Source organism: Undibacterium sp. GW821-FHT07F11 (genome assembly GCF_059418665.1).
Genome location: NZ_JBWKQH010000009.1, coordinates 24220 through 38675 on the forward strand (window position 1 = coordinate 24220; position 14456 = coordinate 38675).

Here is a 14456-nt window from a genome sequence, read left to right on the forward strand (position 1 = left end):
CTCAAACGGGAATAGTCTTGTGTCTATTTTGTTTTTTCTGCTAACACTGACAGCCTCTGTCCTGCTGTACCTGAGCCACAGGCATCAGGCCTGGCTGACCAAGGCTTTGCCAACAAAAATCGCGCTTGCAATTGCCAGCCTGCTCATGGGATTGGCCTTGTATTGCGGATGGCAGGCTTTCAGCATCGCCACTGCGATTTTTGCATGGCTGGTGATTACCATGCTGGTGTTGGGCCTGCTACCATTTTTCTCCTTACTCAAGAAAAAGAAAACACATGGAGAATAAAGCAAAAAAAGCTCCTATCCGCGCTGACTGGTGGACTAAAACCATATCTGGCCTGGTGCTGGGCTTTACGCTGGCTCTGGCGATATCTGGCTTGTTTGCCTGGGTAGGCCCGGGCGGCATCGCTGCCCCACAAAAAGTGCAATTCGTCATGTGGCTTATCGCGCCAGTATGGATGCTGATACTCAGCCTGATTTATCTGGTGCGTACAGGCATGCGCGCATTGACAGGGCTGCTGATTGCCAATGTGCTGGCCTATGCTTTGCTGTTTCTTGTAAAAACTTAGTCGAATAGTCAATGAAAATCAGAAGTGACATCTTGCGTGTCTATCAAACCCTGCATACCTGGGTAGGGATCAGTGCAGGCCTCTTGCTGTTCATCGGCTTTTTTGCCGGTGCCCTGACCATGTTCAAGCAGCCACTCGATCGATGGGTCAGCCCGCCAGAACCACTACCAGCAATGACGAGCGAGCGGCACATCAATAGTCTGGCGCAACAGGCGTTGACACAGTACCCTGCTGCGCGCAAGGGTTTCAGCGTGCACCTGGGACATGATGACAATACTGCTGCGACCATGACCTGGACCGCAGGCAGACCCGGACGTGAGCTGGATTTCTCAGCCAGGCAATGGACTGCCAGCCTTGATGAAACGGGTAAGCTGCAGGCAAAAGAAGAATTGCCATCCATACTCGCACAAATGATAGACATGCTGCACAGGACGGGCGGGATACCTGGAGAAATTGGGGATGAATACCTGGGTGGCTATCTCATGGGCGTGGCAGGTATCTTGTATTTCCTGGCTTTAGTATCCGGCGTGATTTTATTACTGCCTACCCTGGTCAAGGATTTCTTTGCCCTGCGCCCTGGCAAGAACCGCAAACGCTTTTGGCTTGACGCCCACAATATCATTGGCATTACCAGCCTGCCCTACCATATTGTCATCAGTGTCACCGTCATTGTATTTGCGTTTCATGACCAGTTTTACGACAGTCTGGCAGAAATAGTCTATAAAAACCAGGCCATGTTTGGTACACCACCGGCAGCGGCCGCCAAACCCTATGAGGCCAAAGATATGCTGCCACTGACCAGTATCATCAGCAAGGTCAAGGCTGAAGCAGGTGATTCGAGAATTTCAGAGATACAGTTCTTTGGCCTGGAAAGCCCACGCCCTATGGCCAGGGTGGCACTTGTCAACCCACGCTATCTGGTGCAAGGGCCAGAAGCGGGCTACCTCATCGTGCATCCCTATACTGGTGTCGTCATCAATGCCAGCATGTTACCGGGCAAGGAAAGTACCTGGAGCGCCATCGTAGGCCCCTTCTTCTCTCTCCATTTCGGCAGTTATGGCGGCGACATGATGCGCTGGGTGTATTTCGCTTTTGGCCTGAGTGGTGCTTTCCTGTTTTATTCGGGTAATTTGTTGTGGCTGGAAAAACGTCGTAAAGTCCAACGCCCAAATCAGGCACTTCCCGTACAAACCCTGTCTACCAGGTTAATGGCTGCTGGCACGGTTGGTGTATGCCTGGGCACAGTGGCAGGCGTATGCTTCACCCTGGTGGCAGGCAAGTTATTTTCTGCCACGGCAAAGAATATCAATTTCGTCTATTTATTCGTCTATTACAGCGTCTTCCTCGGCGCACTGGCCTGGGCATATCTGCGTGGAGCTGCCCGTTCTTCAGTGGATTTGTTATGGTTGTGCGTGATTGCGGCACTATCCATTCCTTGTAGCTCTGCATTCATGGCCTTGCGATCTGCACCCAATAGCACTGGCCTTGGTGTGGAACTGGTTGCCATTGCAATGGCGCTGGCATTTATCTACGCGGCACGCAAGACCGGCAAGCGCATCAGGGATGAAGCAAAGGATAGTGTCTGGTCTTTGCAGGCAAGCACCTGACATATTTTCATATTTAGCTTGACCCTGGAGTAAACACCAGGGTTCAACATGATCTCTCCTAATCCCGGAGAGACTTATGCAACTGAAAAACTATCTGCGCATCGTGCGCGCCAGCGCCTGGTATGACCTGATCGTCACCATAGGTTTTGCCACGCCCTGGAGTTTCGCCCTGATCCACCAAAGCCTGACGCAACTCAATAGCAGCCTCGGTATCGCAGGCGAATTCCCCGCTTTCGCTGCAGCCCATGTGCTAATGGCGAATCTGCTGGGATCTATCGTCACCATCTGGGCTATTTTGCGCCTGCGTGACACGCGCATGGAATATGGCCGCTATGACGCTGCAGGGCGCGTCCTGTTCAGCATGTGGCAGCTATATGCGGTTGCTCATGGAGCCAGCCAGATCATACTGGCCTTCACCGTATTTGAAATCGCTTTTGGGATTGCGCAATTACTGCCGGTTGAAAAACAGGAAGTAACTGATTAGAGCTTTTGCAGGGCATCCAGCAAAGGCACACAGGCATCTGCCACCCTGTTCAGGCTAAGTTCACGCAATGCTGCCATATCGACCTTGTGCTCGCTTTCCAGACCTGCCCAGGCCAGCAAGGCAGCGCAGGCTTCTGGGTGGTCGAACAAGCCGTGCAGGTAGGTGCCGAGTATCAGGTCATCGGGTGAACGTGCGCCTTCGTCTTCGCCATTGATCTTGAATACTGGTTGCGTTTCATTACTGGCATAGGTGATGCCCATATGGATTTCGTAGCCGCTGACTTGTGCAGTGCTGGCGTTGAATGCGCAGACACCTGTTACTTGTTGCAGACGTTTTTCTTGCGTCAGCTCGGTGCTGATGTCCAGCAGGCCCAGTCCATCAGAATCACCGGCCTGCCCCTCTACACCATGCGGGTCGCTGATGATTTGTCCCAGCATCTGGTAACCGCCGCATATGCCTATGACTTTACCGCCATAGCGTAAGTGTTTTTCCAGCACTGGTAGCCAGCCTTGCGCCTGCAAAAATGCCAGGTCGGCGCGGGTGTTTTTGCTGCCAGGCAGGATAATCAGGTCGGCAGGCGGGATCGCCCTGTCCGGGCCTATGAATTGCAGATCAACATCGGGATGAGCACGTAGTGCATCAAAATCAGTATGGTTAGATATGCGTGGTATGGCAGGCACGATGATGCGGAACTTGCCAGCATTGCCCTGGCTGGACTGCATCGCATCTTCAGCATCAAGTTGGAGACCATGCAGGTAAGGCAGGACAGCCAATACAGGTTTGCCGGTCTTTTTCTCCAGCCATTCAAGACCAGGTTCCAGCAAACGGATATCGCCGCGAAAGCGGTTGATGACAAAGCCTATGATGCGTTTTTGTTCTGACTCAGACAGACAATCCAGGGTACCAACGAAATGGGCAAACACGCCACCGCGGTCTATATCGGCCACCAGGATGACGGGACAATCTACGGCTTCAGCAAAACCCATATTCGCGATATCGCGGTCACGCAAGTTCACTTCTGCCGGGCTGCCAGCACCTTCAACGATAATCGCCTCATATTGCTGTTGCAGGCGACCATAAGACTCCAGCACCGCACCCATGGCAATAGTTTTGTATTGATGATAATCACGCGCATCCATGTCTGCCCTGACCTTGCCATGGATGATGACTTGCGCGCCGGTATCGGAAGAAGGCTTCAGCAAGACCGGGTTCATGTCTGTATGCGCAGGCAAACCCGCAGCCAGCGCCTGCAAGGCCTGGGCACGCCCGATCTCGCCACCGTCTACCGTGACGGCACTATTCAATGCCATGTTTTGCGGTTTCATGGGAACAACGCGGACGCCCTGGCGATACAACAGACGGCACAGGGCTGCGACCACCGTGCTTTTGCCAGCGTCAGAAGTCGTGCCTTGCACCATTAGCGTGGATATTTTCATGGAATAAAATTCTTGTTCAAGAGTTTTGCGCGGACTGCCATTCAGCAATCAGTATATGCAATTGCACCAGTCCATGCTGTATCGCGGATGGGCCTGGAGAAAGTATGTCTGCCGATTTTATTTCCAGTACCCTGCCATTTCGCACCGCGGGAATATGATCCCAGCCTTCGCGGGCAATCACGCTATCAGGCCGGAACTTTTTGCCACACCAGGAACCGATGATGATATCTGGTGCACGCCGTATGATTTCTACCGGGTCGGCAATAATGCGCTCTTTGGCACTATGGTGCTGAGCCAGGTCAGCAAAAGCATCTTCACCACCAGCAATATGGATCAGTTCTGATACCCAGCCTATGCAGGACATCAGAGGATCATTCCATTCTTCAAAATAAATTTTTGGTCTGCGTGTCCAGCCTGCGCTTTGCTGTTTGATAGTCGCAATTTGCGATTCCAGTTCTGCGATCAGCACAACCCCCTGCTCCTGCTTGCCGACCAGGTTCGCCAATACTTTGATCATATGCAAAATACCGGCAACATCACGCTGATTGAAGGCATGTACTTCTATACCCGCACTGATCAGTTCACGCGAAAGTTCTGACTGCATATTTGAATAGGCAATCACAAGATCAGGTCTGACAGCCAGGATGCGATCTATCTGTGCAGACGAAAAACCACTGACCTTGGGTTTCTCATCGCGTGCGCGGGCCGGCCTGGTGGTGTAGCCGGAGATGCCAACCACATAGTCTTCTGCCCCCAGGGCATACAAGACTTCTACCGCCTCGGTAGACAGGCAGGCTATACGTTGATACAGGCTGGCTGAATTCATTTCTTCCCTTGTGGTGGTGCTACAGTTTTATCGCGCTTCTGTCTGGCTTGCTCAAGTCCCTGGCAAATCAACTTGGCACCTTCGATAATGCGCGGGCCAGAGCGGTTGACGAGATCACCTTCTATCGATATCAGATTATTGTTTTTTGTTGCCAGCAAGGTAGGGAAAGTCTTCCATTGCTCGATACCGCTCACCGCCTGGGTTTTGCTGTCGCCAGTGATGATGACTTCAGGATTTTCCTGCAAGACTGCTTCTGTGCCTACCACGGGTGCGGTAGTCGGTAACTTGCCAAATATATTCTCCCCACCACAGTTACGGATTGCGTCACTGACGATGTGGCTGTCATTGAGTGTATAGAGTGGCTTGCCCCATACCTGATAAAAGACCTTGACCTTGCTTTTATTCTGGTACTGACTGTTCAGTTGTTGCACCTGCTGCCTGAACTCTGTGGCGGCAACCTGTGCCTGCTTCTCAGTACCAAACAGACTGCCAAATTTGACCAGGGTTTCCGCCACATTATCGAGTTTATGCGGCTCGCTGAAAAAATAAGGGATACCAGAGTTGTGCAGTATCTCCAACTGGCGTTCATAGGCACCGTGCATCCAGACGATCAACAAATCCGGTTTCATCGCCAGTATGCGTTCAATATCCAGTTGACGATTGTCCCCAACCCGCGGGATATTTTTTGCCGCAGTTGGGTAATCACTGTACTTGACCGTACCAATAATCCTGTCCCCCGCACCTGCGACATAGATCATTTCTGTCACATGCGGCGACAAACTGATAATCCGCTGTGCAGGCTTGGCCAGAGTAACCTGATTACCCATATCGTCAGTCACCGTAATGGCAGCCTGCGCATGAACTGTGGTCATCGTAATGACTACAAAACTCAAAAGCCTGAACATATCACTCCAATCTCAAAGATAAAACGCACTGTCTTATGCACTTCCTCTGTGCATACTCTGTGGTGTAGCAGGGAATTCGAGCGGCCCGCGTAGGGTGACATGCCATTCGCCTGCGAAACGAAGATTTCCTAAGAGGATTCTTTCATTCCTCCGTACCTCTGTGGTGAGTGGTTTTGAATTTTCGACCAATCATCCAGATCGGTCTCAAGCCACAACCACCCCGCCTCGCTCCCCGGCAAGCCAAAACGCAAACCGTGCGGCCTGTGTGACCCTTGCGCAAACCAGCGCAGCCAGATGCCACGTTCAGCCATGAATTGCCACAATTGTTCTGATTTATTGTTCAGGTCTTGATGACTGCACCACTGGAACAAGTCAGTGCCTGATGAACGTATATCATGCAACTTCAATAGTTGGCGCAATCGTCCACCTTCTAGTTGCAAGCGTTGCGCTGTCTGCACCTGCCATTGCTGATCATTCAAGGCGGCGATGGCAATTTGCTGGGCAGGTCCGCTGACACTCCAGGGGCCAAGATAATTTGCCAATTGCTGTAACAGATTTTTTTCAGCAGCCACAAAGCCAAGGCGAATACCAGCCAGGCCAAAAAACTTGCCAACTGATCGCAAGACGATCAGACCAGGCTGGTCTGCATGAATAGCGACACTGATATCGGGTACGGTATCAGCAAAAGCTTCATCAACTACCAGCCAGCCACCGCGTGCCGCCAGTTGTGCAGCCCAGCGCAAAAGCTGATCTGCCGGAATAAATTCACCGGTAGGATTATTTGGATTACACAACACCACAACATCTGCCTGTTCGACGGCTGCGTCCAGTTCTGCGTATCTGCATTCTGTCACCGCATGAGCAGTTTGCCGCCATTGGTAAGCATGTTCAGCATAGCTTGGAGCCGATACGACGACCCGCGCCGCCGGGCGCAAGCGTGGTAGGGCCTGTATCACCGCCTGTGATCCCGCCACGGCGAGCATCTGTGGTGCGCGATAATAAGTCTGCGCCGCTTGCACCAGTGCATCAGAATACTCAGGCAAGCGGTGCCAGGCATTCGCTGCCAGTTGCGGTACCGGGTAAAAATGAGGATTAATGCCTGTCGATAAGTCCAGCCAGTCTTCGAGCGGACGGCCAAAATGGCGCACGGCATCGCGCAGATTGCCACCGTGTTCAAGCATGGATGACTCCACTCAAAAATAAGACTGCCAGCAAGGCTATGCCACACCACAATGCAGCACCAGTCTCTACCAGACGCAGGGCACGCAAAATATCTGTGGCCTTTGCTGTATCACCTTCACCCAGCGGTGGACGAACTTCTGCCACACCGTCATAACTGGCCGCACCACCCAGCGCCAGGCCAAGCGCACCAGCACCGGAGGCCATCACAGGGCCAGCATTAGGGCTGGGCCAGCCGGGTGCCTGACGCTGCCAGCATTGCCAGGCCAGACGGGTCTTGCCCAATGCGGCATAGGTGCATGCAGTCAGACGCGCGGGTATCCAGTTCATGATGTCGTCAATGCGTGCCGCAACACAACCAAAGCGCAGAAAGCGCGTGGAGCGATAACCCCACATGGCATCGAGAGTATTTACGAGGCGGTATAAGACTGCACCGGGGCCACCCAGCAAGATGAACCAGAACAAGGTAGCAAAGACAGCATCGCAGCCATTTTCGAGTACGGATTCGACACTGGCCTTGGCCAGATAAGCCTCGTCCGCTTCCTCTGTATCGCGACTGACGATATAGGAAGTGCGCTTTCTCGCTTCTGGCAAATCACCCACCTGTAAAGCAGTAGCGATGGCAGCGTTATGCTCATGCAGACTGCGCAAACCAAGGCAAAAATACAGCAATACGATGTGCAATATAGCAGCCAGCCAATCGTTGAAATATTGGGCCAACAGCAGTACCAGCACACTTAATGCAAGCAGTGGCAAAACCGCCAGACACCATGCCAAAGCACCGGTCCAGCGGCTGACTGCTGGCTTGTTCAATCGCCGCTCTATGGCATTAGCCAGACTACCAAAACCCACCAGAGGATGAAATTGACGCACTTCGCCCAGCGCCAGGTCCAGCAAAATACCCAGCAGCAGGCATAACACCATGACCAGGCCCTCTTGCATCAGCATGGCTGGCCTTTCAAATGCAGTGGCAAACCGGCAGCCACCCAGACTACATTGTTTGCGACGGCAGCTACTGCCTGGTTCAAGCGCCCTGCTTCATCGACAAACCAGCGCGAAACCGCACCCATGGGAACAATACCCATGCCCACTTCATTCGATACCAGGATAATTTGCCCCGGTGCTTGTACCAGTGCATCCAGCAAAGCCTGGCGTTGCAAGGCAAACTGTGGTGGCGGCGTGATGTGACCTATCTCAGGAAAATCTGCCTCTTCTGAAAACAGCAGATTCGATAACCACACCGTCAGGCAATCGACCAGGATGATATTGTCTGCCCGGCTATGCTCCATGATGGTCGCACCCAGCTCCAGGCTTTGTTCCAGCGTGCCCCAGTCTGTAGGGCGGCGTGCACGGTGATGGGCAATACGCTCCAGCATTTCCGTATCGCCTGCCCTGGCAGTTGCCAGGTAAAGCACCTGTTGTTTACCGTCACTGAGTCTGCTTGCCAGTTGTTCGGCAAACGCACTCTTGCCCGAACGCGCACCACCAAAAATCAGACTGGTACAGTGTGCGGGTTTCATATCGCATCTCATGATGTTTCAACTGAGAACAATGCTGCCGTTGCCGCAGGATTGGAAGCAAAGTAGGCATGAAAATAAGAAGCGCGCACATTGCCGAGCTTGTAAATAGCTTCACCCTGCTGCTGGGTGGAATGCTTGATGGTATGGCTATTGGCAGTCAATGTAGTTTCAAAACGCGAGTAATGAAAGGTGTGCCCGCGCAATTCACCCTGCGGCGTAGCCAGGGCTTGCGCACCCAGCGCTGCCAGCCGTTTTTGCATGATGACTTTACCTGGCAAGATACCCGCCATGGACCAGCTTTGTTGCTGTTGATCCACCAGACCTTCAGTAATTGCCATCATGCCGCCGCACTCTGCCAATATAGGCATGCCTTGCGCATGGGCGGCGTGCAGCGATGTCAGCCAGTTGCTGGCCTGCGTCAGCGTCTCTGCATGCAATTCAGGGTAACCGCCAGGCAGATACAGGGCATCTGCTTGCGGCGGTATTGCTTCATCTGCCAAAGGTGAAAAGAAAACCAGCTCTGCACCCAGTCCTATCAGGCATTCAATATTGGCTGGATAGATAAAGGCAAATGCGGCATCACGCGCGATGGCGATGGTCTTGCCTGCCAGATTGGTGGCTGATTGAGATACATGCTGAGAGATATGCAGTGATCGGTGGTCCTGCAATTCAAAACTGGTATCCGGCAAAGCATCCCAGGCTTGCATGTCTAGGTCCAGGCTGTCGGCCATGGCATCAAGTATGGCTTCAATGCTATCCACTTCTTGTGGCAAGACCAGGCCCAGATGGCGCTCAGGTAAGGCTTGCTCTTGACGGTGCAGGCTGCCCAGCAAGGGTATATCACGCATGGCCGCCTCTACCATTTTGGCATGGCCTTCAGAAGCTATACGGTTGGCGATGACGCCAGCCAGATGCACAGGACCGAAATCACGCAGTCCCATGGCCAGTGCACCGACAGTCTGCGCCATGGCAGAGGCATCGAGTACCGCCACAACAGGCACGCCAAAGGCGCGCGCCAGGTCAGCCGATGAGGGATTGCCGTCATACAGGCCCATGACACCTTCGATGAGGATGACGTCAGCATCCAGCGCAGCGCGTGCCAGCATGCCTTCAGAATCTGCCTGCCCTACCATCCACAAATCCAGTGAATGCACGGCTGAGCCACAAGCGCGTTCCAGCATCATGGGGTCGATAAAGTCCGGTCCGGTTTTAAATACGCGTACTGTCTTGCCCAGCTTCACCAGCTTGCGTGCCAGTGCTGCGGTAGTCGTGGTCTTGCCCTGGCCTGATGCGATGGCCGAGATCAGTACAACCTTGGCGCTGGGCCTTACCATTCCACGCCCGCCTGTGCCACGATGCCTTCTTTGAAAGCATGTTTGATGACATTCATTTCTGTGACGGTATCGGCAATCGCAATAATCTCTGGCAAGGCACCGCGACCAGTGACGGCGACGTGCTGCATTTCCGGCCTGCCATCAAGATCATCAATGACCATCTGCAAATCGAGGTAATGGTATTTGAGGGCGATATTGAGTTCGTCCAGCACCACCAGGCCTATCGTCGGGTCATTCAGAAAGCGTTTTGCCTGCTCCCATGCTGCGGCGGCTTTTTCCATATCGCGTTCACGGTTTTGTGTGACCCAGGTATAGCCTTCGCCCATGGCATGGAATTCGACTTCATCCGGAAAGCGGCGCAAGAAAATTTCTTCGCCGGTGGACATCGCCCCTTTGATGAACTGGACGACACCTACCTTCATGCCATGTCCCATGGCACGCATGACCATACCAAAGGCGCTGGAACTTTTACCTTTCCCATTGCCGGTATGTACCAGCAAGACACCGGTCTTGCGCTGTGCCTTTTCTATCTTTTCATCCATCATCGCTTTTTTTCGCTGCATGCGGCGTTCATGACGGGTATTGATATTGTCAGTCTCTGTGTCCGGCTTTGGTGGCATTGAACTTGTCATGATGATTGTCTGTCTTTATTTTTCAGTTTTTCGGCAGGAATATGGTTTGCCCGCCATGTGTGAAGCGTTCTATCGGGTGTCCCAGACAGATACTGAGTTGGGAAGCACTGAATATGTCGTCAGCAGGCCCGGCTTGCCAGCCACCATCACCCATCAACAACAGGGCATGAGTGGCAATCCGGTAAGCCATGTTGAGGTCATGGCTGACCATGACGACAGCCTTGTTTTGTTGTGCATCTGCTTTACTGCACAAGCTGGCAAACAATTGCATGACGCTGACCTGGTGTCCAAGATCAAGTGCACTCGCTGGTTCATCCAGCAGCATCCACTTCGCATCCTGGGCCAGCAAAGCAGCAATCGCGACGCGCTGTCTTTCGCCACCAGACAGACTGCGCACATCACGCTCTGCCAGGTCAGCGACATCCATTTCACGCAGGGAAACCATGGCAAGATCCATGTCGTCATTGTTTTCCCAGTAATGTGCATCCTGGTAAGGATGACGGGCACTGAGCACAGTATCCAGTGCAGAATAGCCAAAGGCATCTACCCTGCCCTGCGGCAAGAAAGAACGCTGACGGGCCAGGGTTGTCAATGACCAGTCTTGCAGTGGTTTGTCACGCAGGTAAATCTGTCCACTTTCTATCGGGCGCAAACCGGCAAGCGTGCGTAGCAAGGTACTTTTGCCAGCACCATTGCGGCCTATGATGCACCAGCATTCACCTGGCTGTATTTGCCAGTTGAGTTCACGCACCAGCACGCGCTTGCCTACCGATAAATTCAGGTTGCGGATATCCATCAACGCCTCCGCAACTGATGCAATTGCAGCAGGAACATCGGCACACCTACCAGTGCAGTAATGACGCCAACCGGCAACTGCTGTGGTGCGACCACGGTACGGGCCACTGTATCTGCCAACACCAGGAAACAGCCGCCAGCCAGGGTCGCAGCAGGTGCCAGCAAGCGGTGATCCGGCCCCCAGGCAAAGCGGCAGATATGCGGCATGATGAGACCGACAAAACCTATACTGCCTGCATTACTGACTGCGCTGGCGGTCAGCAAGGCAGAACATAAAAACAGTAGTTGCCGCAGACGGCCAATATTGACACCCAGAGTACTGGCATTATCGGCATACATGGCTGCGACATTAATCGAACGCGCATTGCGCATGACGAACAGCAAGATGGCACCGAGTATCAACCAGGGCAGATAGCGTGACTGGGTATTCGACAAATCACCTATCATCCAGAACACCATGCCGCGCAAACGGCTATCTGGCGCAACCGACAGCATAAGAGTGATGATGGCACCACAACCAGTAGCAACGATGACGCCGGTCAGTAACAGGATAGGCGCGCTGCCATCGGTACTACCCGCACCGCGCAGGTCGCGGTAAGCCAGGCCAAATAACAAGAGCGCAACGGTAATCGCACCGGCAAAAGCAGCCACATCTACCAGCCAGAATGCACCGAAAAACAAGATGGTCGCCAGCGCACCAACAGATGCGCCACCAGATATGCCCAACACATAAGGGTCAGCCAGCGGGTTGCGCAATAGCGCCTGCATCATGACGCCAGCAAGCGCCAGCGTGGCACCTGTAACAAACCCGGTCAGCGCACGGCCCAGGCGCAAATCCAGCAAGCTGCCGGGCAAGGTGGTTGGCGGGCCGCGTAATAATTCCAGCAAGGCCTGCCAAAGCTCGGCAAAACTCAGGGATACTGAGCCGCAGACGCAGGCAATCAATACACTGCCTAAAGCAGCAGCCAATAAAATCGGGAGAACCAGGCCAGCACGTTGAGCGACCGCCATCCTGGGGGATTGCTTGCGCTGTCGTGCAGAAAAAAAAGACGCCATCATCGGTCTGGTCCAAAGGTAAAACAGGTTTTGATGCGCAGCGCCATGGAAAATGCCATGGCCTGCACATCATGCAATCAGCTTGCGATGTGATGAGTTATCCAGCAATGCTCATCATATCGCTGTCAAGCTTACTTAAAGCCGTAGTTCACGCCAACAAATACATTGGAACCGGCGGTAGAATAATTTCTTGCCAGTTCATAGTCCTTGTTCAAGGCATTATTCCAACGTGCCAGCACAGTCGTATTTTTTGCTACTTCGTATGTCGCATACAAATTCAGCAAATTATAAGAACCCAATACTCTCGTATTGTTGGCATCATCAAAGCGGTCACCAGAGTAGATAGTTTCTACGCCAATTCTTGCATTCGAAAAGGCATATTCTGCCGCCAAAGTGCCATGCTGTTTAGCGCGGCGAGCCAGGCGTTTACCTGTCGTATCATCTTTAGGATCCTGAATATCGATGGAAGCACGCAGTGTCAGGTCAGCAAAACGAGTTGTACCGCCCACTGTCAAACCAGACAAAGTTGCCTTATTGACGTTATAGGCACAGCCGAATTGATGAGTCGCTTTTTCTATAGGGCAGACATTGGTACTGACCAGCAAATCCGTTGCCTTGTTTTGGTAATACACCGCGCTCAACTGTGTATCGCCCTGCTCAAAATACACGCCGATTTCTGCATTCTTTGCTTTTTCTGGCTTGTTGCTCGCGACGCCATAACCTGGGTAATACAACTCATTGAAAGTCGGCGCACGGAAGCTGGTGCCGTAGCTGGCATTGACACGCAGGGCGTCAGTGAAGCGGTAACCATATGCTACGCTGCCTGTGGTATTGGAGCCATATTGTGAACTGCGGTCATTGCGAATGCTGGCGCTGGCCAGATGGGCATCTTGCTTGAATACATAAGATGCTGCGAAAGAATTCGTCGTGCGCTTGCCGTTGACAGCCAAAGTGGTGGTTTCAACGTTTTCGTCACGTGTTTCAGCGATCAGTTGCAATACGTCTTTACCGATACGGATATCATTCTGGAAGCTCAGGCTGTCCTGGCGGGTATCAATCTGGCTCTTGCCGTAGGATGCATCGGTATATCCCTTGTCAGCAGTTTTTGCATATTGCAGGGAAGCAGACCAGTAATCAGTGAACTTGCCACGGCCAAAAACGGCGATGGTTTCCAAGGTCGAGATATTACGGTCATCTTGTGCCGTGCCGGCATCAAACTGTGCATTATTGCGGCTATGTAAAACACTGGCCCCCAGTTCATAGCCTTTGCTGATTTCCCACACCAGGCGACCATTGAAGCTATCCATCTTGTAACCGTCTTTATCCGGGTTATAAGTGAACGTACCTGCGCCCGGTTTGCTGGCAGAAAAGCCATCACTCTCTTCGTGCGCAGCATTCAGACTAAGGCTAAGGTTACTGGCAACAGAGCCAGTAATACCTGCCTGCAACTTACGAGTGCCGTAGCTACCCAAACCAGCCGACACGGCAGGAGAGAGAACACCAGTACCCTTTTTAGTGAATATCTGTATTACACCACCCATGGCATCTGCGCCATACAGACTGGACAGCGGGCCATACACGACTTCAATACGGTCTATCTGTGACAATGGGATGGAAGACCAGGTAGCGCCACCGGTAGTGGACGAGCCTATGCGTACGCCATCAATCAACACTACGTTTTGCGCATTATTACCACCACGCATGAAGACGGAAGCTGTCGTGCCAGGACCACCGTTGCGGGCGATTTCTATGCCGCGCTGTTGCTGCAGCAGATCAACGATAGAAGCAGCACCAGATTTGGCGATGTCTTCTGCCGTGATGACGACGTTGTCAGCCAGTACGTCTTTGGCAGCTTGTGTCTGACGGCCCGCAGTAATGATCACGCTGGAAGCAGTACCTACAGCAGCGGTTTGTGCAAAAGCAATAGTGGATGGGAATGCAGCGGCAATAGCCAGGCTGAGGGCGAGTGGTTTGAATACAGATGTCATGATAATTCAGAAAAAATGGAGCAAGTGGCCGACGTCCCCGCAGGCTACTTTGAACAAAGCAATAAGGACACTGTCGTCAGCTACAGGGCCATACAGGCAGCCTGCACTGTCAGGATTTCGCACCC

15 protein-coding genes are annotated in these 14456 nt (G+C 52.9%); 4 read left to right on the forward strand and 11 right to left on the reverse strand.

Annotation, left to right across the window (positions count from 1 at the left end; translation table 11 throughout):
• Window positions 1-19 precede the first annotated feature (19 nt).
• The 4 genes from AC07OI_RS21450 (at window position 20) to AC07OI_RS21465 (ending at window position 2660) form a co-directional block, all read left to right on the forward strand.
• A complete protein-coding gene (locus AC07OI_RS21450) occupies window positions 20-286 on the forward strand; it encodes a hypothetical protein (protein ID WP_492708758.1) in 267 nt (88 codons plus the stop codon).
• Window positions 276-569 carry a hypothetical protein gene (locus AC07OI_RS21455; protein WP_495258652.1) on the forward strand — a complete coding sequence of 98 codons (294 nt, stop codon included), beginning with the start codon at window positions 276-278 and terminating at the stop codon, window positions 567-569. Before AC07OI_RS21450 ends, AC07OI_RS21455 begins: the two co-directional genes overlap by 11 nt.
• Window positions 570-580: 11 nt before the next feature.
• Complete coding sequence (locus AC07OI_RS21460; RefSeq protein ID WP_495258653.1) at window positions 581-2176, forward strand: PepSY-associated TM helix domain-containing protein; 1596 nt, start codon at window positions 581-583, stop codon at window positions 2174-2176.
• Window positions 2177-2252: 76 nt separating this feature from the next.
• Window positions 2253-2660, forward strand: coding sequence for a hypothetical protein (locus tag AC07OI_RS21465; protein WP_495258654.1), 408 nt, complete (start codon window positions 2253-2255; stop codon window positions 2658-2660).
• Here the strand turns inward: AC07OI_RS21465 and AC07OI_RS21470 are convergent.
• The 11 genes from AC07OI_RS21470 to AC07OI_RS21520 all read right to left on the reverse strand — a co-directional run bounded on the left by AC07OI_RS21470 (window position 2657) and on the right by AC07OI_RS21520 (window position 14331).
• Complete coding sequence (locus AC07OI_RS21470; protein WP_495258808.1) at window positions 2657-4078, reverse strand: cobyric acid synthase; 1422 nt, start codon at window positions 4076-4078, stop codon at window positions 2657-2659. The two genes, AC07OI_RS21465 and AC07OI_RS21470, sit on opposite strands and share 4 nt — an antisense overlap.
• A 34-nt stretch (window positions 4079-4112) precedes the next feature.
• Window positions 4113-4922, reverse strand: a complete 810-nt coding sequence (locus AC07OI_RS21475; RefSeq protein ID WP_492708750.1) for a cobalamin-binding protein — start codon at window positions 4920-4922, stop codon at window positions 4113-4115.
• The gene (locus tag AC07OI_RS21480; RefSeq protein WP_492708748.1) at window positions 4919-5794 is read right to left on the reverse strand and encodes a cobalamin-binding protein; all 876 of its coding nucleotides are present in this window, start codon (window positions 5792-5794) and stop codon (window positions 4919-4921) included. Before AC07OI_RS21480 ends, AC07OI_RS21475 begins: the two co-directional genes overlap by 4 nt.
• A 161-nt stretch (window positions 5795-5955) precedes the next feature.
• Window positions 5956-7008, reverse strand: a complete 1053-nt coding sequence (gene cobD / locus AC07OI_RS21485) for a threonine-phosphate decarboxylase CobD (RefSeq protein WP_495258655.1) — start codon at window positions 7006-7008, stop codon at window positions 5956-5958.
• Entirely contained in the window at window positions 7001-7954 is a 954-nt protein-coding gene (cbiB, locus tag AC07OI_RS21490) for an adenosylcobinamide-phosphate synthase CbiB (RefSeq protein WP_492708744.1), read from the reverse strand. Before cbiB ends, cobD begins: the two co-directional genes overlap by 8 nt.
• Window positions 7948-8526 (reverse strand): bifunctional adenosylcobinamide kinase/adenosylcobinamide-phosphate guanylyltransferase, encoded by a 579-nt coding sequence (gene cobU, locus AC07OI_RS21495; RefSeq protein WP_495258656.1) that lies wholly within the window; start codon window positions 8524-8526, stop codon window positions 7948-7950. Before cobU ends, cbiB begins: the two co-directional genes overlap by 7 nt.
• Window positions 8527-8534: 8 nt before the next feature.
• A complete protein-coding gene (locus AC07OI_RS21500; protein ID WP_495258657.1) occupies window positions 8535-9860 on the reverse strand; it encodes a cobyrinic acid a,c-diamide synthase CobB in 1326 nt (441 codons plus the stop codon).
• Window positions 9854-10492, reverse strand: a complete 639-nt coding sequence (cobO, locus tag AC07OI_RS21505) for a cob(I)yrinic acid a,c-diamide adenosyltransferase (RefSeq protein ID WP_492708738.1) — start codon at window positions 10490-10492, stop codon at window positions 9854-9856. Before cobO ends, AC07OI_RS21500 begins: the two co-directional genes overlap by 7 nt.
• A 22-nt stretch (window positions 10493-10514) precedes the next feature.
• Window positions 10515-11288: an ABC transporter ATP-binding protein gene (locus AC07OI_RS21510; protein ID WP_492708736.1), complete on the reverse strand. Its 774-nt coding sequence runs from the start codon at window positions 11286-11288 to the stop codon at window positions 10515-10517.
• Window positions 11288-12343 (reverse strand): FecCD family ABC transporter permease, encoded by a 1056-nt coding sequence (locus tag AC07OI_RS21515; protein WP_495258809.1) that lies wholly within the window; start codon window positions 12341-12343, stop codon window positions 11288-11290. The genes AC07OI_RS21510 and AC07OI_RS21515 overlap by 1 nt, the downstream gene beginning before the upstream one ends.
• A 131-nt stretch (window positions 12344-12474) precedes the next feature.
• Window positions 12475-14331 (reverse strand): TonB-dependent receptor domain-containing protein, encoded by a 1857-nt coding sequence (locus tag AC07OI_RS21520; protein WP_495258658.1) that lies wholly within the window; start codon window positions 14329-14331, stop codon window positions 12475-12477.
• Between the last annotated feature and the right edge of the window lie 125 nt (window positions 14332-14456).

Coding starts and splice junctions, on each gene's coding strand:
- AC07OI_RS21520 (WP_495258658.1), bottom strand. CDS start 14,331: ATGACATCTGTATTCAAACCACTCGCCCTCAGCCTGGCTATTGCCGCT.
- AC07OI_RS21510 (WP_492708736.1), bottom strand. CDS start 11,288: ATGGATATCCGCAACCTGAATTTATCGGTAGGCAAGCGCGTGCTGGTG.
- AC07OI_RS21515 (WP_495258809.1), bottom strand. CDS start 12,343: ATGGCGTCTTTTTTTTCTGCACGACAGCGCAAGCAATCCCCCAGGATG.
- AC07OI_RS21475 (WP_492708750.1), bottom strand. CDS start 4,922: ATGAATTCAGCCAGCCTGTATCAACGTATAGCCTGCCTGTCTACCGAG.
- AC07OI_RS21455 (WP_495258652.1), top strand. CDS start 276: ATGGAGAATAAAGCAAAAAAAGCTCCTATCCGCGCTGACTGGTGGACT.
- AC07OI_RS21465 (WP_495258654.1), top strand. CDS start 2,253: ATGCAACTGAAAAACTATCTGCGCATCGTGCGCGCCAGCGCCTGGTAT.
- cobD (WP_495258655.1), bottom strand. CDS start 7,008: ATGCTTGAACACGGTGGCAATCTGCGCGATGCCGTGCGCCATTTTGGC.
- cobU (WP_495258656.1), bottom strand. CDS start 8,526: ATGAAACCCGCACACTGTACCAGTCTGATTTTTGGTGGTGCGCGTTCG.
- cobO (WP_492708738.1), bottom strand. CDS start 10,492: ATGACAAGTTCAATGCCACCAAAGCCGGACACAGAGACTGACAATATC.
- AC07OI_RS21500 (WP_495258657.1), bottom strand. CDS start 9,860: ATGGTAAGGCCCAGCGCCAAGGTTGTACTGATCTCGGCCATCGCATCA.
- cbiB (WP_492708744.1), bottom strand. CDS start 7,954: ATGCTGATGCAAGAGGGCCTGGTCATGGTGTTATGCCTGCTGCTGGGT.
- AC07OI_RS21480 (WP_492708748.1), bottom strand. CDS start 5,794: ATGACCACAGTTCATGCGCAGGCTGCCATTACGGTGACTGACGATATG.
- AC07OI_RS21470 (WP_495258808.1), bottom strand. CDS start 4,078: ATGGTGCAAGGCACGACTTCTGACGCTGGCAAAAGCACGGTGGTCGCA.
- AC07OI_RS21460 (WP_495258653.1), top strand. CDS start 581: ATGAAAATCAGAAGTGACATCTTGCGTGTCTATCAAACCCTGCATACC.